The organism is Pseudoalteromonas sp. GutCa3 (genome assembly GCF_002836155.1).
In the GTDB taxonomy this organism is placed as follows: domain Bacteria; phylum Pseudomonadota; class Gammaproteobacteria; order Enterobacterales; family Alteromonadaceae; genus Pseudoalteromonas; species Pseudoalteromonas arctica.
This window is the reverse complement of sequence record NZ_PJBK01000101.1, coordinates 227,708-249,511: the sequence shown is the minus strand read 5'-3', so window position 1 is coordinate 249,511 and position 21,804 is coordinate 227,708. Positions and strand designations below refer to the sequence as shown.

The 21,804-nt window shown below is 37.8% G+C and carries 12 protein-coding genes; 10 read left to right on the top strand and 2 right to left on the bottom strand.

Annotated elements, in window-relative coordinates; all coding sequences use genetic code 11:
- Positions 1–108 precede the first annotated feature (108 nt).
- Together bcsG and bcsE are read right to left on the bottom strand one after the other, a co-directional pair.
- Positions 109–1,689, bottom strand: coding sequence for a cellulose biosynthesis protein BcsG (gene bcsG / locus CXF64_RS19095; protein ID WP_007581353.1), 1,581 nt, complete (start codon positions 1,687–1,689; stop codon positions 109–111).
- 169 nt (positions 1,690–1,858) lie between these two features.
- Positions 1,859–3,481, bottom strand: a complete 1,623-nt coding sequence (gene bcsE / locus CXF64_RS19090) for a cellulose biosynthesis protein BcsE (RefSeq protein WP_024589431.1) — start codon at positions 3,479–3,481, stop codon at positions 1,859–1,861.
- A gap of 114 nt (positions 3,482–3,595) precedes the next feature.
- On the opposite strand from bcsE, the gene bcsR reads away from it, so the two are divergent.
- The 10 genes from bcsR (at position 3,596) to fahA (ending at position 21,803) form a co-directional block, all read left to right on the top strand.
- Complete coding sequence (bcsR, locus tag CXF64_RS19085; RefSeq protein WP_007581346.1) at positions 3,596–3,784, top strand: BcsR/BcsP family cellulose biosynthesis protein; 189 nt, start codon at positions 3,596–3,598, stop codon at positions 3,782–3,784.
- Positions 3,785–3,804: 20 nt separating this feature from the next.
- Entirely contained in the window at positions 3,805–4,521 is a 717-nt protein-coding gene (bcsQ, locus tag CXF64_RS19080; RefSeq protein WP_101217797.1) for a cellulose biosynthesis protein BcsQ, read from the top strand.
- A 1-nt stretch (position 4,522) separates the two neighbouring features.
- Complete coding sequence (gene bcsA, locus CXF64_RS19075) at positions 4,523–7,192, top strand: UDP-forming cellulose synthase catalytic subunit (RefSeq protein ID WP_101217796.1); 2,670 nt, start codon at positions 4,523–4,525, stop codon at positions 7,190–7,192.
- Positions 7,185–9,431: a cellulose biosynthesis cyclic di-GMP-binding regulatory protein BcsB gene (bcsB, locus tag CXF64_RS19070; protein ID WP_101217795.1), complete on the top strand. Its 2,247-nt coding sequence runs from the start codon at positions 7,185–7,187 to the stop codon at positions 9,429–9,431. Before bcsA ends, bcsB begins: the two co-directional genes overlap by 8 nt.
- On the top strand, positions 9,431–10,561 hold the full coding sequence (bcsZ, locus tag CXF64_RS19065; protein WP_010555125.1) for a cellulose synthase complex periplasmic endoglucanase BcsZ: 1,131 nt from the start codon (positions 9,431–9,433) through the stop codon (positions 10,559–10,561). Before bcsB ends, bcsZ begins: the two co-directional genes overlap by 1 nt.
- Positions 10,552–14,370 (top strand): cellulose synthase subunit BcsC-related outer membrane protein, encoded by a 3,819-nt coding sequence (locus CXF64_RS19060; protein ID WP_101217794.1) that lies wholly within the window; start codon positions 10,552–10,554, stop codon positions 14,368–14,370. The genes bcsZ and CXF64_RS19060 overlap by 10 nt, the downstream gene beginning before the upstream one ends.
- Positions 14,371–14,617: 247 nt before the next feature.
- Positions 14,618–16,111, top strand: coding sequence for a peptide MFS transporter (locus CXF64_RS19055; protein WP_024589437.1), 1,494 nt, complete (start codon positions 14,618–14,620; stop codon positions 16,109–16,111).
- A gap of 147 nt (positions 16,112–16,258) precedes the next feature.
- Complete coding sequence (locus CXF64_RS19050) at positions 16,259–19,003, top strand: metallophosphoesterase (RefSeq protein ID WP_101217793.1); 2,745 nt, start codon at positions 16,259–16,261, stop codon at positions 19,001–19,003.
- Positions 19,004–19,306: 303 nt separating this feature from the next.
- Complete coding sequence (gene hppD / locus CXF64_RS19045; protein ID WP_010555129.1) at positions 19,307–20,353, top strand: 4-hydroxyphenylpyruvate dioxygenase; 1,047 nt, start codon at positions 19,307–19,309, stop codon at positions 20,351–20,353.
- Positions 20,354–20,489: 136 nt separating this feature from the next.
- Positions 20,490–21,803 (top strand): fumarylacetoacetase, encoded by a 1,314-nt coding sequence (gene fahA / locus CXF64_RS19040; protein WP_101217792.1) that lies wholly within the window; start codon positions 20,490–20,492, stop codon positions 21,801–21,803.
- Position 21,804: the final 1 nt, after the last annotated feature.

Sequence of the window (21,804 nt, the reverse complement as noted above, 5' to 3'; positions counted from 1 at the left end):
CAAAATAGCTTTTAGAGCCAAAGGGTGGGATGTAATTAAACGAAGAAAAACAGCACTGATATTTATATTTAACTATACCAGTACTGTTTATTAAATCTTATTATGAGACTACTTACCTTGTGGGTAAGCTGACCAATCACCACCATCTAATTGTATGAATGGTCGTTGGTTAACATACATCATTATTGTGCCTTCATTTTCAGCAACTTTAGGTGCTTTAGGTAGATTTTCAAGTAAATTAGCAACACTATTATTCCCACCAAACACATCAGTTTGCAGCGTCTTACTTACCAGCTCTGAAAGCGCAAAGTAACTTGTTGAATCATCAACCACAATTTGCGAGTAGTTTTGTACGTCTGGGCCTATAAATTTAATCGCTACAGGTACAGACACAATTGCAGGACTAGGGATTTCACGTAACCCTGCAAATTGTACTTTATCACCTTTTAAGTTAGCGCCGTGTTCAGGCACTATCATTAACATAACGTTGCGACCACGCTTTTCTAATTTTTTTACAAATTGGTTAATATCAGCAAACAAGTTTTTATGTCTGATTGGGTATGTCTCTTTACTATTCACCCTTGGTTGATTCTCTAGCTGATTACCGTCATGTAAACTTGTGGTGTTGTAGTACATCGCACACGGCTTACAATCATCAGCTTGCTCTAACCAACCATCCAGCACAGCTTCATCTGAGTAAATAGGGCTATTATCAAAACCTCGAAGCGCCACTGGCATTGAATCGATATTAAATGGCGTGCTATCTAGGCCACCGTACTTATTTATTAAACCTTTAAACTCATCAAAATGTCCGTCGTGATTCATCACAACATTATTTTGATAACCTAGTTTTTCTAGGTTTTTAAACAAGTGACATTGTTCAGGTGCCTCTTTAAATAATGCAGTTTGACTAGTTTGGCCACAACTAGCGCGCAGTAGCCTTACCGCAGCTGGTCCGCTGTATGATGTAGCCGAGTTAAAGTCTGAAAACACCACATCAAAGTCTTTATACATATCAGTAACACTTACACCAATAGCATTTAAATCAGCAACAGCCATTGAGCATATGTTCAAAATAATTACGTCAAACAGTTCACCATTTACTTGGCTTGGAAAGTGACTCATTAATAAGCTTTGTTGTTGATAAAAATCAGCTAATTTTTGATTAGGAGATTGTGCTGCCTGAGTGATCACTTGTGTTTGAGGATTACTTTGACTCTGTGTAACCGGCTCAGGGTTAGCCACATTATTAACAAATTGTGATTGAGAGTTACCCCCTTGCCATCCTACAACTAACAGCCCAACAATAGTGACTGTTGTAAAGCGTATCCATTGCGATGTATACCAAAAACATACACTAATTACGAACAAAGCCAATAACATATCAATGTTAATAACACGGGTTAATAACTCAATAAAGTAACCAAAACTAAAATCTTGAACGTTACCCGCTTGTTTAGTCAACCTGTTTATTGGTGGCAACCATGAGTCTTGGTAAAGTAATACCACAGCAAACACAGCACCTACTATATGTTTTGCCTTCTCTATTAATGGCTGTTTAAATTTAATCGCAAGCAACGCAGCAAAAGCCGCATTAGTTAATACGTTAAAATCAATTGCACCATAATAAAACAGAGCAAACTTAACTAAAAAATAAAGGTTCCAAACCCCTAAACCTGATAATTTCACTTCTTATCCTTTTTTACTGTATTTGGTGTATAAGGCTCTAGTACTTCATGTTTAAAAGTGAGCTTATAATAATATTTTGTTATTTGAGATAAAATGTATTTGCCTAGCATACAAAGCACCGCGCCAAGCACCATTGCAAGAAACACGGTAATTAAAAGCTGATTCATACTCATAAGTTGTCTCTTAATTTCATTATAAAAGGCTTAGCATCTGGACGGCTTTTGCTAGAAAATTCAGGTGTGTTAATATTTTCAGTAACGCTGTTTGCTATATCAGGTGCAAATTTATAGCTATCATTCTCGGCAAGTTTTTGCGAGAAATCTACAACACTCTTACCTTTATAAAAACGCCTTAATTGTTTACATTCTTGTTGAATGTAAAAGTGATCAGAAATTACATTTTGCTGTACAAAAAAATCGCTTGTTTTTAATTTAAACAAATGCTTAATCGCATTATCAACGTCATTCTCTCTACAAGCATGCAAATATAAATAAACTGTATTATCTGCAATACTAAATACATCACCTTCGCGTTTAATATGAAATAAATGCAAAGGGTGTATTGGGTCGATTCGTGGCAGTAATTCAAGCTTTACTAGCACACCGCTCACACCTAAATTAACGGCTGAGTCACTATGAATTTCTACTTGTTTTGTAAACTCAATGAAAGGTAAATATCCTTTCGAAAAAGTGTTTTCGGTGTATTTCAATACGTCCTCAACTGAGGGAGGTAAAGGCCTAGAAAACTGAAAACCTTGAATAGATTGAATTTGTGAGAGCAACCGAGAAGGCTCTGAAAAACTATATAGAATAAGGTTTACACCCAATGTTAAAAATAAACATTCATCTTGATGGCGAATAACACCATCAACATTTTGAATAACAAGCTTTAACCAGCGCCCACAGTTTTTTCTAAGTTCAAAACACTGCTTACCTAATAACGCTAAATCAGTGTAACGCGTTACTGCAAAAATTAAGGTGGCTGCTTCTACCTTTGGGCCTTTATTAAATAAGTCATTATTATCTTTTACACTTTTATAGTGCATTGGTAATTTAGTACCTTCGGGCACCGCACTTTGTACAAGCCAAACATCGTCTTCATCGGAAAAGTCTGAACTTTTAGGTGCTTTGCTCTCGCTTATTATTCCCTTTTGAACAACAAACTGATTATTACTTAATAATAACGGGTAATGTTCACCAGCAATAACACCCGTGCTATGGCGCCAATAATCATATTCAAGAACTCGCATTGCAGAATCATTATCAACAAAAACCAGCCCATCAAATACATTATTTAATCGCCTAACTAAAAAACGGTAGTTAGCAATATCAGGCCCAGATATTAAAAATAGTAATGTAGCTCCGGTACGACGAACAAAGTCGTTGTACTCATTCATCATCAGTTTTAAGCTTTTTTCGCCAGCACTGTTTAACTGTGTTGTATTAAAATGAACAAAAATGAGCGCTTCGTTTAGACGTTTATAAGCACTTATCTCTTTTATAATACCTGAATTGATTCGCTCAATTGAATAGTGTTGTGTTTCTGGGGCCAACGAAAAAGGATGTACTCGATTATGTTCATAAGCATAATTTAACGATGCAGAAAAAGAAGAATCAAAAAATGATTCAGCCTCTTGAGAAACTATATATATATCATTAGCCAAACTTTGGTTAATTGAATGTAACGCTAATTCGATTGCAAAATTGTCTAAAGGGGCTAAAACAGCATAACTTGAAGCCGATTTTAACTCTTTTGCAGCAGGCTCTAATCCCGTTATGTTAAAGTTATGCACTTAAAATGCCCTATAAAAAATACTTTTTTACTAGTTTTAACCGTTATTCTATATATAATAGCCAAATATTGTCCACTTTTAATCAAAATAATTAAAGTAACTGTAAAGGTAAAGATGAACAACTTAACATCTAAAAACTCACAAACGTTAACATCGAGTGATATAGAAAACCTTACACTGCGTTTTGGTGGAAAGAGTGATGACTACATAGAAATAGTAAACAAGCAGCAAAATAATAATACAATTAATAAATATGCATTGCTTAAAGAGATAAACAACGAACTAAACACATACACTAGTTAAACTAAGGATAGGTAACCCCGTTGCAAAGAGTTTTCATTAAAGGTATCAAAGGCGGTTTAGGCAGTACTTCTGTAGTTGCCAATCTTGCATGCGTGCTAAAAAAGTCTGACGTTGACGTTGTTGCTATCGATTTAGATGCAAAAAGTGACTTAGGTTTACATTTTGGTTTACCGTGGAAATGCACCAAAGGCTGGAGTAATGAAGTGCGCTTTGAAGATGCACTTACGCATTTTCACCAAGATAACGATGGCATTATATTTTTACCATTTGGTGATAACGACGACACTAGCACCGATAACATCACTAAAATGGTCAATAAATGCAAAAACCTAAATTATAACAACGAAGCCTGGATACTTTTTGACTGCCCTTCACATATTAACCTTTCTCACTACCCATTAGAGAAAGACGATATTGTAATTGAACTTGTTAATTGCGACGCTATTTGTCACAGCTTAATTTATAGGCGCCTGCAAAGACTTAAAAATTCAGATACCAATTGGAAACATTACTTTTTAGTTAACCGCTATAACTCTGCATCAACGCTAGAATTTGACTTATTTTCCCTATGGCAATCGACACTTCCCCTTATGGCTCCCTTTTTTATTAATAGTGACGAAGTTATTAAAGAGTCAACCGCATACAGAAATGTAGCACTTAATTGCGCGCCATATAGTGTCGCAAACGATGACTTTGAAACACTAGCTGGTTGGCTAGTTAGTAAAGCGGCCTTATAAAATGAGCATTACACTATTTTATCAGCGCCCTATTCACAGCACTTTATACTTGCTGCTGAGCATTTTATTTACTGATAAGTTAGTTCGGTACATTTTATTCAAGTTTCATAGCTACTTTAATCAACATAAAGTAAATGTAATTGAAGCTTTCTCAATGCCTTTTATTACGCTTTTAAGCTCGCTATTTATAAACATTAAACAGCATAAAATCAGCTTTGAGTTTACCCTTTATGACTACTACCCTCATTTAAGGTTGCCTTACCGAACCTATATTTACTCAAATATATTACGCTTTATTATTCAAAGTGTATTTTTAGTGTTTTTCAAAAACCAGCTTAAATCTAGTTCAGTAAAAGAAGATGCAGTTAATTATTTCTATGATGGCGTTAGCTACCTTTTAAGGCAATTACGTTGGTTTGATTTAAAGTTAGGTAAATTATTAAAACGCCTACTATCAAAAAACAAAAAAGGCCCTAAAAAAAGTGCATTTAAAGCCATGGCTGATGCACGTGTATGGCAAAATAAATTAGTTAAATACGTCATCCTCGCGTTTATTTTATTTTTATTAGCAATATTCATTACAATTCCTTTTAGCTTGGAAGCTCAAGCCGTATTTATAAGCTTTATTTTATTAGTTGCGTATGCACTTAAACGAGTAAAAGGCCAAATGGCAACCATTGTCATGATCACCTTGTCAGTAACTACCTCTTCTCGTTACTTATGGTGGCGTTACACTGAGACTTTAAACTGGGATGATCCGCTTGCACTTGCACTAGGTGGCGGTTTACTACTTGCTGAAACATATGCATGGCTTGTACTGATTTTAGGTTTTTTTCAAACAGTTAATCCGCTTGAGCGAAAACCAGTGCCTTTACCTAAAGACACTGACCTATGGCCAACTGTTGATGTATATATTCCAACTTATAACGAGCCGTTAAGCGTTGTAAGACCTACTACTCTCGCTGCTTTAAGTATCGATTGGCCTGCAGACAAGCTAAATGTTTATATATTAGATGATGGTAAGCGCTCAGAGTTTAAGGATTTTGCAGCCGAGATTGGAGTGGGTTATTTAGCGCGTTCGGATAACAATCATGCTAAAGCCGGTAATATGAATAGCGCTATGCGTTATACCGATGGCGAATATATCGCAATTTTTGATTGTGACCACGTTCCTGCTCGCTCGTTCTTACAAATGACAATGGGACAGTTTTTAAAAGACAGTAAAGTGTGTTTGGTCCAAACACCGCATCACTTTTTTTCTGCCGATCCATTTGAGCGAAATCTTAATAATCACAGTCAAATCCCTAACGAAAACATGTTGTTTTATGGACTAATTCAAGACGGTAACGACATGTGGGATGCAACCTTCTTTTGTGGTTCTTGCGCCGTATTAAAACGAGAAGCGCTTGATAATATTGGTGGTTTTGCATTTGAAACAGTAACTGAGGATGCTCACACGGCCCTTCGTATGCAGCGCGCAGGTTATAAAACTGCATATATAAACATCCCACAAGCCGCAGGCCTTGCAACCGACAGCTTGTCAGCGCATATAGGCCAACGTATTCGCTGGGCGCGTGGTATGGCACAAATATTTAGGCTTGATAATCCATTGATGGGTAAAGGTTTAAGCATTCCTCAACGATTATGCTATATAAACGCAATGTTGCATTTCCTTTCGGGTATTCCTCGTATTGTATTTTTAACAGCTCCTTTAGCGCTAATATATTTTAATGCCTACATAATTTATGCTCCTTTTATTGCTATTTTTATCTATGTGGTACCGACACTAATTCAAATAAAAGCGACTAACTCACGTATTCAAGGTAAATACCGTTACTCTTTCTGGGGTGAAGTGTATGAGTCAGTACTTGCTTGGTACATACTAAAACCAACTACCGTTGCTTTATTTAATCCTAATAAAGGTAAATTTAACGTAACCGAAAAAGGCGGTTTAAATGATGAAGAGCATTATGACTGGGGGATTTCTAAACCGTATTTAATTCTCTTACTTATTAACTTACTTGGAATAATAGTGGGTGTATTACGTCTGTTTTTAGGTGATTCAAGCCAGATTGGCGTACTTATAATAAGTATGGGTTGGGCTTTTTATAATATTATTATTTTGGGTGCTGCGGTTGCGGTTGCTGCTGAGGCTCGCCAAGTGAGGCACTCGCATCGTATAAAGGCAAACTTTCCTGCCGGCGTTCGTTTAGCAAATGGTCATACTTTAAAAGTAAAAATAACGGATTATTCAGATAACGGTGTAGGTATAGAGACTGAACACGCACATTTATGCCGCGTTAACGATAAAATTGAATTATTAATGAGTCGCGGTAACAAGCAATTTTCGTTTACAACTTATGTATGTAATACCCGTAAAAAACAAATTGGCCTTACACTTAAAGATTTATCTCTCGAAAAGCAAAGAGCTTTTATACAATGTACTTTCTCCAGAGCAGATGCTTGGCTAGATTGGCAAAATAACTTTAGACATGACCGTCCATCGTATAGCTTCAAAGAAGTGCAAAAAACCAGTTTACGGGGCTTTAGTAATTTATTGTTTCATGCCCCAAGAGCGTTACAACCTATAATTAAGTTTATGACTAATACTGTCATTTACATAAATTCATTTACTCCAAAAAAACCGATAGTGCATAATAATTATGATTAAAAAGTTACTTAATACATTTCTAACATTGTTACTTATTAGTAGCGCATATCAAGTGCTCGCTATCGAGCCTATGCACGACAAAACTATGTTTGTAAATGGCTACCCTGAGAGCGCTCAGGTTTCTAGTTTACGTCTTAGCTTTGAAAAGTTAGGGTTCAACGACTATAAACTCGACGGCGTGAATAATAATTCTCGAGTCGATTTCACAAATAGAATTGATAAATTAAGCACTAATCTAAAGCTTAACTTTTCGTACACCAACTCACCTTCATTGCTGGCTAATGTATCGCATTTAAAAGTTTATTTTAACGATAACTTAGTTACTGTTTTACCTATTAATGAGCAATTAAGTATTGTAAAAAATACGGTAAGTCATAGCCTAGACCTAAATGCTAAATACATTCAAGACTACAACCAAATTCGCTTTGAACTAGTTGGCTACTACGATTTACGATGCCAAGATTACTTTAGCCGCTCAATTTGGACTGAAATAAACAAATCAAGCCACATCACGCTTGATCAAAAACAGTTAGCAATTGATAGCCGCCTTGAATATTTACCAGAACCATTTTTTGATGCTAAAGATTACAACAAATTAAACTTACCTTTTGTATTTGCAAACACACCTAATACACAAGCAATAGAAGCTGCAGCCACTTTATCTAGTTGGTTTGGCGCACAAGCTGACTGGCGTGGCGCTAACTTTCCAGTAGTTTTAAATAAAGCACCAGAGCAGCATAGCGTGGTGTTTATTACTAATGACTCAAAACCTGATTTTTTAAAAGATTATCCAGATGTTGAAAAGCCAACTGTCGAGCTAATTTCAAGCCCTATTCACAGATACAATAAAATGCTGTTAATTTTGGGGCGTGATGAAAAAGACTTAAAAACAGCGGTCACTGGTCTTGTATTTGGTCATAAAATTATGACTGGCCGAAGTGCAAGCATCGAGGCAATTAACAAACTCCCACTGCGTAAAGCTTATGATGCGCCGAGATGGCTAAGAAACGATCGTCCCGTGCACTTTGACGAGCTTATTGACTACCCAACTCAGTTACAAGCTGAGGGTCTTAACAACGGCCCTATAAAATTAAATGTTCGTTTTGCACCTGATTTATTTACTTGGCGTGAAAAAGGTATTCCTATTACTTTGCAATACCGTAATACGCCAGAGAGCGAAACATTAAATTCACGTTTAAACATGTTAATAAACCAAGAATTTATAAGTGGTTTTTTACTTGATAAAAAAGACTCATCGTTAACTACCGCTAAAACGTTGCTGCCTTTAATTGCTAATACAGATACAACGCAAAGCGCTGAAGACTTTTCATTAGACGGTATTAATCTTGCCAGCCGAAATGAGTTAAATTTTGACTTTAGATTTGCAGTACTTAAAAAAGGCGAATGTGCCGTTGCTCCACCTGGTGGCGAGTACGGGGTAATTGATGGAAACTCTAACATTGATGTAAGTGGGTTTGATCATTACATGGCTTTACCTGATTTAAATGTATTTGCAAACAGCGGATTCCCATTTACAAAATACGCAGACTTACAACAAACTTTAGTATTGATAGATGAAGTTCCATCACCTAAAGCACTATCTGTATTGTTTAATTTAACAGGCCACTTTGGTGCTATTACAGGCTACCCCGCTCATAGAATAAGTGTTGCTCATTTAAATGAAGATGCCAACTTAGATGATAAAGACATCTTAGTAATCGCCAAACCTAATAGCATTGCTAACAACTTAGATGAAGATGCGCAAACTAATATCTTGCTTGATAATAATCAGCGCGCTATTAAACAAGCTATATACAATGGTGCTTACGATGAGCAAACAACAGATAAAGTCCAAGTAAGTATAAAAAGTAGTGGTGATATGGCCGTTATTACTGGCTTTCAATCACCGTTTGATTCAGAGCGTTCAATTGTATCGCTTAGTGCAACATCACAAAAAGCCTTTACTCTACTTGATGATGCGTTAATGAGTTCAGAAGCTCTTGCGCAAATTAAAGGCAGTGCTGCGGTCATAAATTCTCAAGGCATTAAGACAATTAAAACTGATGAACAATATTTTGTTGGTCACATTCCTGTGCATACCCTAATTTGGTTCCATTTATCGGATCACCCATTTGTACTGGCACTATTGTCTATTTTAACACTACTGCTGATCTCATTTATTATATGGCGATTACTACAAGCATTAACATACAAGCGCTTAGCTGAAGGAGATAAGTAATGAAGTCACTCATTAATGTATTTTTTACCGTGATTGCATTATTTACCTTTAATGCCAATGCACAAATAGAGCAATGCCAACCATGGGATGCATGGCAAACGTTTAAAAGTAACTTTATAAGCCAAGATGGTCGCGTTATTGATTTGGGGAGTGAGCAAAAAGTCACAACCTCTGAAGGCCAATCTTATGCCTTATTTTTTGCTGTCGTAGCAAATGACAAAGCAATGTTTGACCTAGTCCTGGATTGGACGCAAGAACATTTATCAGAAGGTGATTTAAGCACTCGTTTACCGGCATGGCAATGGGGTGTTAACAATCAAAATGTTGGCGGAATTTTAGATTCAAATCCAGCGTCTGATTCTGACTTATGGATAGCATACAGTTTATCGCAAGCTGCTATTCTTTGGGATGACCGCCGCTACAGCATATTAGCAGCCGTACTTGCACAGCGAATAATGCGTGAAGAAACCGCCTATATTTCGGGCCTAGGTTTATCATTACTACCCGCCCCTACTGGTTTTGAATTTGATAATGAGCGTTTTAAGTTAAACCCAAGCTACTCACCGTTATTTATTTATCAGCAGTTTAAAAAGCTTTATCCACACTCGCCTTGGCATCAACTGCACGAAGGCTCAGCAAAGTTGATTTTAGATACAGCAAAGCAAGGTGTTAGCCCTGACTGGGTAATGTTTGATGCAAATAACGGCTTTTATTACGATAAAAAAACGAGCGACTTGGGCAGTTACAACGCTATTAGAGTGTATTTATGGGCAAGTATGATGGCAGACAACGCACCTTATAAAAAAGAGCTATTAGCGCAATTTAACCCTTTTATAGAAACAATTAATAAACGTGGTTACGTGCCTTTAAATACTTTTGCTAAATCAGGAAAGTCTGAAAAAAGAGGCCCTCTAGGCTTTAACTCAGCTCTATTACCTTTACTAGCGACTAATAACGATAATTCTACAGTAATGGCTATTCAGCAAAAACTAATGATTGATAAATCATTTACCCAGACTCGTTATTACGACAGCGTACTTAACTTGTTTGGTACAAGTGCTTTAAATAAGCGTTTTTCAATTACAGCAGATGGGACGCTACAACCGGTATGGAGCACTGAATGCCGTTAAGGTTTGCCCTCGCTTGCACATTAGCGCTTAGCTCTGGATTGAGCGCTAACACAGTCAACGATATTGATACGCAATCTGTTGATTGGTTACTAAGCCAAATAGGTATTGGTGAAGCACAGCAAAATAAAAAACTAGTTGAAGATAGCTTGCGAAAGCTAGTCGCTATTGCCCCTGCCCGAATAGAAACGCAGTGCGCAGTAGCGCGTTATGATTTTGCCAATGGCGAATCAGTGAAAGCCAACCAATTATTAAGCAAAATAGATAACGGACTCACTAAGCAAGCCCCTTGTGTTGAAAAACTTAAAATACTCTCTCGTATTGAGGGTAAAGATAAATCTTTAATTCATGAAGCTAGGCTACTTTCTCGAGCTGGACGTTATGAACAAGCCCGTGAAATATACAATAAAATATTTAAAAACACCTACCCTACACTTAATTACGAGCTTGAGCATTTAAGCTGGTATGGGCAAGACAGCGACCAATGGAAAAGTGTTAAAAAAGGCTATGAAAAGTTATTAAAAAGCTATTCTAATATCGCTCAAGTAGAAATACCTTATGCTCGCCATTTACTGAGGAAAAACCCAGCAAATAATAAAGCTTTAGATATTTTAAGTAATTACGGAACTAGCCCTTCTTTTATTAATGAAGTTGAGTTTATTTGGCTTGCAACTCTTAAGAGCATGGATCTTACTCAAAATACAGTTGAGCAATACCAACGATACTTCTCTGTGTACCCATTTAGTAGTAAAGGTAAGTTACAATACGAAGATTTCCAACGAGATTTTAAAGTAAGGCAAGCATTACTTGCCGATCCTGCGTATCAGCTTTGGCTTAAAGGTGATCGTTTACTTAATAATAAAAAATTAAAAGAAGCTGAGCCCCTACTATTAAATGCTTTAAAAGGGCGGCCAACCGATAAAGAAATTATGCGCAGCTTAGGGTATTTGTATTTAGCGAAAAGCGACTACAAAAAATCTTATTACTATTTTTTTACCGCGCAAAAATATACACCTAATTTTGATGAGCGTGAAGGACTTAAAGAACTCGCGACAGTTGCGAAGTTTTGGCTGTATATGTCTGAAATGGAAGATGCTATAGAGCAATCTGATTTTAAAACAGCACAATTAAAACTAAATCTAGCTGAGCAATTAAATCATGACCAAGAAGCTTTTCTTTATAACAAAGGCCTATTACTAGTAGCTCAAGGAAATTACACACAAGCTGCTACCGCCTATCAAGCTGCCCTAAAAACCAATCCTTTATATGAAAATGCCTTACTTGGCTTATTAAATATCGCGCAACTAGATCAAAACCAAAAATCAATTCGCAACTTTTATAATTCATTAAATGCAAAGCAACGAGATTTAATCTACCCCTCATATGCACTAGCTACCAGTAATACTCTAAGAGATAAAGCAAGTCAGTATACTAATGGTGGAGAGCTAGAAAAAGCAGAAGAATTACTTAAGCAAGCTATTGAGCTTTCACCTGAGCAACCTTGGTTATATTACGATTTAGCTTTTATATACCAACAAAAAGGCCTCACTCAACAAGCACGTGATTTATTTAATAATGTATTGTGGCAATTTCCGCTAAACCCCCAAATTAGATATAGCCATGCTTTATTTTTGCGCTCTATAAATGATTATGAAGGTGCTTTAGATACACTTAAATATATTCCTTTTAAAAATCGAGATACAGATATTATTGCTTTAGAGCAGCAATTGTTGCTTAACGAGTCTCTTACGCAAAGTCAGCAATATCTTGATTTAAAAAATAAATCTGTCGCTATCTACCATTTAAGTAACTTAGAAGCAAGAGAGCTAACACCTGAAATGCAAGCTGAGCTTTCTAATAGTTGGTACAAAATTGATGAAAAACGACATGCTCTTAAATTACTTTCAAGTGCCCTTTCATCTGACTCATCTTTGTCGCCTTATTGGCACCTTTTACAAGGCCAGTGGATACTAGAGCAAGGTAACCAAGTTGAAATAAAACGCTGGTTTGAGGGTTACGTGTTACCAGAAAGCGCTTCTGAAAACGAAACGGCTCAATATGTTCAGTTACAAAATAACTACCTAAACCAGTTTTACACTGGCAGTGATTTAATTGCTAAGCTCAATCAGCTTGATCAAAAATATAAAGATATTCCAGCAACAACTACTGCCCTTATTAATGCAAATTTAGCGCTAGAACAATATGAAGCGGCCGTTATTTTGTATCAGCAAAAAGTACAAAATAAACAAACCATAGAGCCTCAAGCACTACTCGCTATTGCTAATGCATACATAGAACTTGGAGACGACTTTCAAGCAAAAGAAGTTACGCAAAAAGCGATAGCGCAAACCACATCGCAAGAGGGTTATTTGCAACGCCAAATCATGTCATCTCTCAATGAGTTTAATTACTCAGGGGATGCACTTTATTTAGCTAAGCAACTTGTTGAAAAGTCACCCAACGATCAAGAACTACGTTATTTAGGCGCTCAAGTAGCCAGCAAATTCAACGAAACCGAACAAGCACAATCTTGGTACGCACAAACCCTGTCACCTAATCGTACTTTAAACGAAAAAGAGCTTTACGGAGCTCTTTTAAAAATAGATGAAAACGATGAATGGTATGTAAACGGTGCTAAACGTGAGCTAATAAACGAGCAAAACAAAAACCAAGCATACATTGCCATGGGTGTTAACTTTAGTGGGCAAACAAGTACCGAAAGTGAAGCAACACTTGGTGCGGGCTTAGTACCGATTGAAGCTTACTTTCCACTTTGGCAAGGCCAAGGATTTATTAAAGTAGACCCGACTACTATTAGCGCACAAACAACTCGCTTTGATGAGCAGTTCGCTGGTAGTCGCTACGGACAAGGTGCTTTATGTATTTTCACTTGTTCAGTCGATGAAGTGACACCAGAGGAAAGTGGTGTAGATATAGGTATTGGTTGGCAAAACGAAAACTGGCGTGTAGATGTAGGCACTACTCCACTTGGCTTTTTAATTGAAGATATTGTATGGGGTGTAAATTACGCAGACAGTTTTGGCGACTTTGGATACAGCCTAGAACTTGAAAAACGCCCAGTTACAAATTCAGTGCTTTCTTATGCGGGCTTAAAAGATGTAAATACAGGTGAAGTTTGGGGGGGCGTACGCTCTACAGGCCTAACAGCTAATTTATCGCACGACTTAGGCGGAAAATGGGGTTTTTGGTCAAGCGCCGACTTTACCCTGTATAAAGGCCAAAATGTAAAAGACAACCAACGCTATCGTATGATGGGCGGTACTTATTACCGTATAATTAGCAATCAAGAGCGTGAATTTACCGCAGGCGCTAGCTTATTGCATTGGGCATACAAGTATAATTTAAGTGAAGAAACATGGGGCCATGGTGGTTATTACAGCCCACAAAACTATGTAGGTTTATCTGTGCCACTCACTTATGACGCGCGTTGGGGCGATGATTTTGTTTATCGATTAAAAACCGGTGTTTCGTACTCGCAAACAAAAACTCAATCTATTGATTTCTTCCCTAATGATGGCGATTTGCAAATAGCTGCATATGATAGAGAGTCAATAACAGGTGTTGATCCTGTATTTGAAGGTGAAACAAGTTCTGGTGTTTCATATAATCTTGAAGGTAGTTTTGAGTATAGAATAACGCCGAATTGGTTCTTTGGTGGTTACTTAGCCATCGATCGTTCTGACTTTTACGAACCAAATTTTGGTCAGCTTTATATACGTTACTACTTTAATCCTGTGTACGGAACACTTGAGTTTCCAGGCACCCCTATTGTTCCTTATGCTGAGTTCTAACTTGGCATAAGGTGATACACCGCGCAATACTTCCCCTAGCACTAAGGTATATGTATACTTGAGCGCAATTGTAACTAGGATAAGGGTGTGTCTCTTACCTTGTGGTGTTACTGCCATATAGCAAATCATTATCTTAGCTACAAATAATATACTGATGGTCGAGCATTTTAGTGGTTACAAATTCTAAAATAGCTAAAGCAAAAAATTATAAGGCCATCATAACAATACTTAAAGTTAGGAAGTAAATATGAGTTCAGCTCCAGATAGTGGTTGGTTTGGCCACCCTAAAGGACTTTCAACATTGTTCTTCACTGAAATGTGGGAACGAATGAGTTATTACGGTATGCGAGCTATGCTCGTATTATTCATGACAGCAAGCTTACAAGAAGAAGGTTTAGCCTTTACTGTTGCCTCAGCTGCTGCAATTTATGGTTTATACACAGGTGCGGTATACTTTTTAGGTTTACCAGGTGGCTGGCTAGCAGATAGATTGTTTGGTGGTCAAAAAGCAGTTTGGTATGGCGGTATAATCATTATGATTGGCCATATTATTTTGGCTATTCCACATGATTATTCTTTCTTCATTGGCTTAATATTTGTAGCGACAGGTACTGGTTTGCTAAAACCAAATATCAGCGCAATGGTCGGCCAACTATACAGTGATGCTGATGAGCGTCGTGATGGCGGTTACGCTATTTACTACATGGGTATTAACTTAGGTTCTTTAATTGGTTACTACGTTTGTGGTTACTTTATGGAAAACGTAGGTTGGCACTGGGCGTTTGGTGCAGCCGCTGTTGGTATGGCTATTGGTTTGGTGCAATATAAGCGCTCACTTAATAACTTACCAGAGCATAGCGCTTTACCAGCTAATCCATTAGGTCCTAAAGGCACTTCTCGCGCATGGGTTGGTATTGCTGCGTTTGTAATTGCAGCTGCTGCAGTTACTACGGCTGCAATGACCGGCGCAATTGTAATCAATCCAACAGTGGTTGCAGGGTACGTAGCTGTTGTATTTACTATTATCTTTTTTGTTTATTTTGGTGTTATTTACTTTACAGGTAAATTAACAGATGCTGAAAAACAAAGAATGTGGGCACTATTTTTAGTCTGTATTGCATCTGCATGTTTTTGGTCTGGCTTTGAACAAGCGGGTTCATCATTAAACTTATTTGCTCGCGATTATACTGACCGTCTTATTGGTACTTTTGAAATCCCTACAACGTGGTTTCAATCATTAAACTCACTGTTTATTATTGCTTTATCGCCATTTTTTGCAGCGCTTTGGATTAACTTATCTAAAAGCTTAGTGTCACCTAGCTACAGCGTTAAGTGTGCAATTGGTTTAATTATCATGGCATCAGGCTTTTTAGTGATGTTTATGGCAGCTCATTACGCAGCTGAAGGCTTAAAAGTAGCGCCTTACTGGCTTGTTACTACGTACTTTTTACATACTGTGGGTGAGCTTTGTTTAAGCCCTGTAGCATTAAGTGCTGTAAGTAAGTTATCGCCTAAACGTTACACAGGTCAAATGATGGGTGTATTTGTATTAACTTACTCAATCGGTAATATTATTGCAGGCTTACTTGCTGGTAATTTCGATCCGAATAATGTTGATGAAATTCCTAACTTATATTTACAAATTGCATTATTTAGCATTGGTGTTGGTGTTGTTTTAGTACTAATGACCTTTAAAGCTAAAGTATGGGAAAAACAAGGGTTAGAAGAGAAAGCCTCTTAATTATTGTTTATTTTTAATGTAGCAATATAACCTAAGACAATTCCTCCATAGCTCCTATGGGGGAATTTTTTATTCAACTTTGCCCTGCTCCCGTTAACTGATATTATGTCCTGATTGGTTATTGAATAGACTCAGGGACATCCGTAGATGCAATCGTTAACGATATCACGTGTTATTATATTTATATTTCTTAGCTTTATTTTAACTGCCTGTGGTAGCGGCGATGAAGTGACGGTTAATCCAAACGATCCTGTTGAGCCTGAACCAAGCAAATTAACACTATCAAGCGCTAATGGTTTAGACGCTACATTAGACGAAGGCAATTTTATATTTAATGCACCTTCCAGTGCTATTTCTAGTGATGTAGAGCTTACCTACGAGAAAACATTATTAGATGAGACGAATATACAACAAAATATAATTTCTGATTTACATGCACTTACGCCCTCCACGCTTACTCTTTCAAAACCTATTACCATTACAATAAAAATCCCTGATGACTATGCATTAGGCGGACAACTGTTTATCGCAAAGCAATCGGGCGCTAATTGGGACACAGTTACAAATTCAATCGTTTTAGATGGATTTGTTAGCGCTCAAGTAACAACATTGGGCACATATGCAATACAAATGCAGCGCAATGAAGCTTTCGCAAATATCGGCCCAACTTGCGATGCTAACGCAACAGAGCAGTCAGTAAGGTTTGTCCACGTTGCAGACTTACATGCTCGCTTTGGCTATGAAGAGCAATATTTCAGTCGTATAAAAGCCTACTACAATCAAGTAGCAAGCCAAACCCCGCACACCTTATTTACAAACGGTGGTGACGACTATGAAAAAGGCACTGTTGCTGAGCAATTATCACAAGGTACTGCAACAGAAGAAGCAATTAAAGCAATGCAGTTTGACCTACGAGTCGTTGGAAATCATGATTATGCTTGGGGCCCAGAAAAATTACTAAGTTATTCCCAAGACGAGAATGCAATCGTACTTGCTAGTAATACTCGTTATGAAGCAGAGCAACTACAAGATTTTGCAGGCGTAGGATTTGCAAAAGTACAGGTAGGGTGTATTACACTTGGTGTGTTTGGCATGACTTCTGTGCCGTGGAATGAGCTAGATGAACCAATTCAAGATGATCCGATCCCTGATTTTATTAAACAATTTAAAATGAGCTGGCAATGGCAACAAATCGCACAAAGCATAGTAAACCAATACAGTGGTGATGTAGATTACATGATTATGTTGAGCCATTTAGGTGTAGGCTTAGATACTGATATGGCAACAAACGTACCCGGTATCGACTTAGTACTTGGCGGCCATACACACGGTGGGGAAAGCTACACAACCCTTGATAACGGCGCTATTGTTTTACAACCGGACTTTTACGCTAAAGGTATTACTGACTTAACGCTTAATTTTAATTTAGCTGATAAATCATCTCCAGTTGTTGATTACAAAACGATTGAAACCGATACAATTGTTGAACGTGATGAGACAACAAAACTAGCAATAGATGAGATAATGGGGCGTTATGCTCCCGATGCAGAAACTGAAATCGCTATTTCTGAAAACTACCCAACTGATGCGCAGCTAGCCGAAATCACCGTCTTAGCCGCAAAACATTCAAGCACAATTAGCGCAGCATTACTTAATCCTGAACTAGTACAAAAGCGCTGGACACCTGGCACACTTACTCAAGAAGACTTCCATAAAGCTTTTTACGTAGAAAGGCAGCCATCAAATACGCCAGGGTTTAACTCTATTTATAAAGTAACAGTATCGGGAAGCGACTTAACAACGATGTTTGCAAGTCAACCAGATTGGTTTTTACTTAAACCTGAAGATATACAACCTACTAATAATTACGAAGTTGCACTATTTAAAGGGGCAGCTTTAAATCCTGATTTATTTTTTAATAGTGTTACATTCTCAAACGTAGAGCCAATAGCCGAAGCTTGGTGGCTACTTGATAAATATGCACGTGCCAGAACAAGTCAGTGCCTACACCTTGACACTGACACCGAACTTTATTCATGCAACAACTTAGCAAATGTAACCGTATGGAATTTTGACGATACTAACAACCCGTTAGCTGCTGATTTTGGACCTTCGATACTTAGCTACTTTGATCCAGATGAAACAAATTGGGGCACTGCAGAGACACAATATAGCACCACGACTCAATTAAATATTGATGATTTAAGTAATGGTCCTTCAGGTGTTATGGCGTTTTCTCGCCACGCTCCAACAGAAGGCTTACTTATTGACTTAAACACACCAGCAAATGGTGACTTTGCAAATGAAGGAATGGTGTCTGACTACACTTTGGTAATGGATTTATACTGGCCCGCAGAAGGTAAAGATATTTACCGTGCAATTATGCAAGCCAATACAACTGATTATCTTAATGATGATGCCGATATGTTTATTGACCCAAGCGGCGGCTATGGGCAAGCAACTAGCGATAGCGGCTATTTTGGCAATACACAACCCGACTCTTGGCATCGTATAGCTTTTGTATTTTATACAGCACCAACCAATGGGGTGTTTGAAGTCTATATAGATGGAGAACTTGCTGGCGTAAAAGAGGATGGCGAAATCGATAGTCGCTGGGCACTCAATCAATCTGTATTACTTTTGACAGATAACAATTACGAGACAGTACCAGGGTACTTAAACTCGCTGCTTTATGCAGGACGTGCTATGACCAGAGATGAAATTAAAAGTATGGGCGGCGCACAACAAAAGTTGTCCTTTGAGCAACCGACGCGAGTGTTAAATCAAACGATTGAACGTCACTATCAAGCTGCGCCAGCGATAAAAACAAACCAATGGATTGAGCAACGTAACAAGTTCTTTGGTGGCAACTCTAAAAGTGTAAACAATTAAATACAACTAAGCTTTTTCTTGTTCATTCTAAAAGGAGGCTTCATGCAGGTGAACCCTCCTTTTTATTATTTAAAAACAACACATTAAGAATGAAAACCACTATTCAATCCTATGCCACATAACTTCATTTTATTTAACTGTATTACAAACACGTAACTTTATAATAACCGTCCTATAAAATTTACACATACACTACACACTAAATAGTGCCTCCCCCTTCCCCAAATCAAAAATCTGGTTGATTATCTACTGCAATATGACAACAACACATAATCGCAGTGCTTAATTGCGGGAGTAATAATAATGAGTGAAGTAAATAACTATTTAGGTTTAGTCGGTATTGAATTTACCGAGTACGCAACACCTGATGCTGATTATATGGATAAAGTATTTACTGATTTTGGCTTCTCTAAGCTTAAAAAATTCAAAGGTAAAGACATTGTTTATTACAACCAAAACGATATTCATTTTTTACTGAATAACGAGCGTGAAGGTTTTTCTGCAGAATTTGCTAAAAGCCATGGCCCTGCTATTTGTTCAATGGGTTGGCGTGTTGAGAATGCGCAAAAAGCATTTGAAACTGCAGTAGAGCGTGGTGCAAAACCAGCCACTGATTCAACACATAAAAACATGCCTTACCCTGCAATTTATGGCATTGGCGACAGCCTAATTTACTTTATTGAAAATTTTGGCGACAAAGGCACTATTTACGAAAGTGATTTTGAAGATTTAGAAACGCAAAATGTTGTAGAAGATAAAGGCTTTATCCGAATCGATCATTTAACCAATAACGTTTATAAAGGCACCATGGAAAAATGGGCTAACTTTTATAAAGACGTATTTGGTTTTACTGAAGTACGCTACTTTGACATTAAAGGTCAAAAAACAGCGCTTATTTCGTATGCATTAAAATCACCTTGTGGCACCTTCTCTATTCCAATAAACGAAGGTAAAGGTAACGATAACAACCAAATTGATGAATACCTTGGTGAGTACAACGGCCCAGGCGTTCAACATTTAGCGTTTTTAACAGATGACCTAGTAAGTTCTCTTGATAAGCTTGATAAATCAACAATTGCAACGCTCGATATTATCCCAGAGTACTACGATACTATTTTTGACCGAGTACCTTGGGTTGCTGAAGATAAAGAAAAAATTCGTAAGCACCAGATACTCGTAGATAGCCAAAGTGAAAATTGTTATTTATTACAAATTTTCTCTAAAAACTTATTTGGTCCAATCTTTATAGAAATGATCCAACGCGTTGATGATGGTGGCTTTGGTGAAGGTAACTTCCAAGCATTATTTGAATCAATCGAACGCGACCAAGAGCGTCGCGGCGTTTTATAAAATATTTGAGTAAATTAAAAGCAGCGAACTTCGCTGCTTTTTGTCGTTTTAATATTTAAAAAGTATGGCGCCAAGTACAAGTATGATTAAATAAACTATACCTTGTCGCCATACAGTAAAATCCAAAGGAAATGTAATGAGCCTAATTAACGAAACCCACGATATTAATTTAACCAGCTGGGTAGAGTCAGCTAATGTTGATAATTGCGACTTCCCTATTCAAAACTTACCGTTTGCAGAGTTTCGCCGTAAAGGGTCTGATGAGGCCTTTCGTGGTGGTGTTGCAATTGGTGACCAAGTAATTGATTTAGCAAAACTGAGTAAATTAAATGTTTTAACAGGTGACGCTAAAACAGCCGCTGATGCAGCAAGTGAAGCAACTCTAAATACATTTATGGGTTTAGGGGGGCAGTATTGGTCAGCACTTCGTTTAGCGCTTTCAAAAGTACTACGAGCAGGCTCTGAGCACCAACAAGCGCTTAGCGATACGCTAGTAGCACAATCTGATATAGAGTTTTCTTTGCCTTGTCGTATCGGTGATTACACTGACTTTTATACTTCTATTTATCATGCTACAGCTGTGGGTAGTTTATTTCGTCCTGACAACCCATTATTACCTAACTATAAATGGGTACCTATTGGTTATCATGGTCGTTCTTCATCTATTGACGTATCGGGTCAAACATTTCATCGCCCTAAAGGCCAAACTAAGGCGCCTGATGCAGAAGTGCCGTCATTCGGTCCTTGTAAACGCCTTGATTACGAACTAGAACTGGGTATTTACTTAGGTAAAGGCAATGCACTGGGCGATGCAATCGCGATTGAAAATGCAGAAAACCACGTATTTGGCTTTTGTGTGTTTAACGATTGGTCAGCTCGCGATTTACAAGCTTGGGAATATCAACCGCTTGGTCCTTTTTTAGCTAAAAACTTTGCCTCAACTGTATCGCCTTGGATTGTTACAACCGAAGCGCTAGCGCCTTATAGAACAAGCTGGACGCGTGATGAAAACGATCCACAGCCTATGGACTATTTAGAGTCAAAAGCGAATCGAGACCAAGGTGCTTTTGATATTCAAATGGATGTTAAAATCCAAACGCAAAAAATGCGTAGCGAAGGCCATAACCCAACGCGTGTATCAACATCTAGCTTTAAGCACTCTTACTGGACTGTGGCACAAATGGTTACTCACCACACAGTAAATGGCTGTAACTTTATGCCAGGTGACATGTTAGGTTCGGGCACTCAGTCGGGCCCAACGCACGAAGAAGCGGGTTCTTTACTTGAACTATCTCGTGGCGGTAAAGAAAAAATTACGCTAAGCAATGGCGAACAACGTAGCTTTTTAGAAGATGGCGATAACGTTATTATGCGCGGCTGGTGTGAAAAAGAAGGCTATGCACGTATAGGTTTTGGCTCTGTAGAGAGCACAGTACTGCCTACAAAGTAAT

Bases quoted from the DNA above. Each gene is read 5' to 3' on its own strand.
- bcsR (WP_007581346.1), top strand. From the start codon at position 3,596: ATGAACAACTTAACATCTAAAAACTCACAAACGTTAACATCGAGTGAT.
- bcsA (WP_101217796.1), top strand. From the start codon at position 4,523: ATGAGCATTACACTATTTTATCAGCGCCCTATTCACAGCACTTTATAC.
- bcsB (WP_101217795.1), top strand. From the start codon at position 7,185: ATGATTAAAAAGTTACTTAATACATTTCTAACATTGTTACTTATTAGT.
- bcsZ (WP_010555125.1), top strand. From the start codon at position 9,431: ATGAAGTCACTCATTAATGTATTTTTTACCGTGATTGCATTATTTACC.
- CXF64_RS19060 (WP_101217794.1), top strand. From the start codon at position 10,552: ATGCCGTTAAGGTTTGCCCTCGCTTGCACATTAGCGCTTAGCTCTGGA.
- CXF64_RS19055 (WP_024589437.1), top strand. From the start codon at position 14,618: ATGAGTTCAGCTCCAGATAGTGGTTGGTTTGGCCACCCTAAAGGACTT.
- CXF64_RS19050 (WP_101217793.1), top strand. From the start codon at position 16,259: ATGCAATCGTTAACGATATCACGTGTTATTATATTTATATTTCTTAGC.
- hppD (WP_010555129.1), top strand. From the start codon at position 19,307: ATGAGTGAAGTAAATAACTATTTAGGTTTAGTCGGTATTGAATTTACC.
- fahA (WP_101217792.1), top strand. From the start codon at position 20,490: ATGAGCCTAATTAACGAAACCCACGATATTAATTTAACCAGCTGGGTA.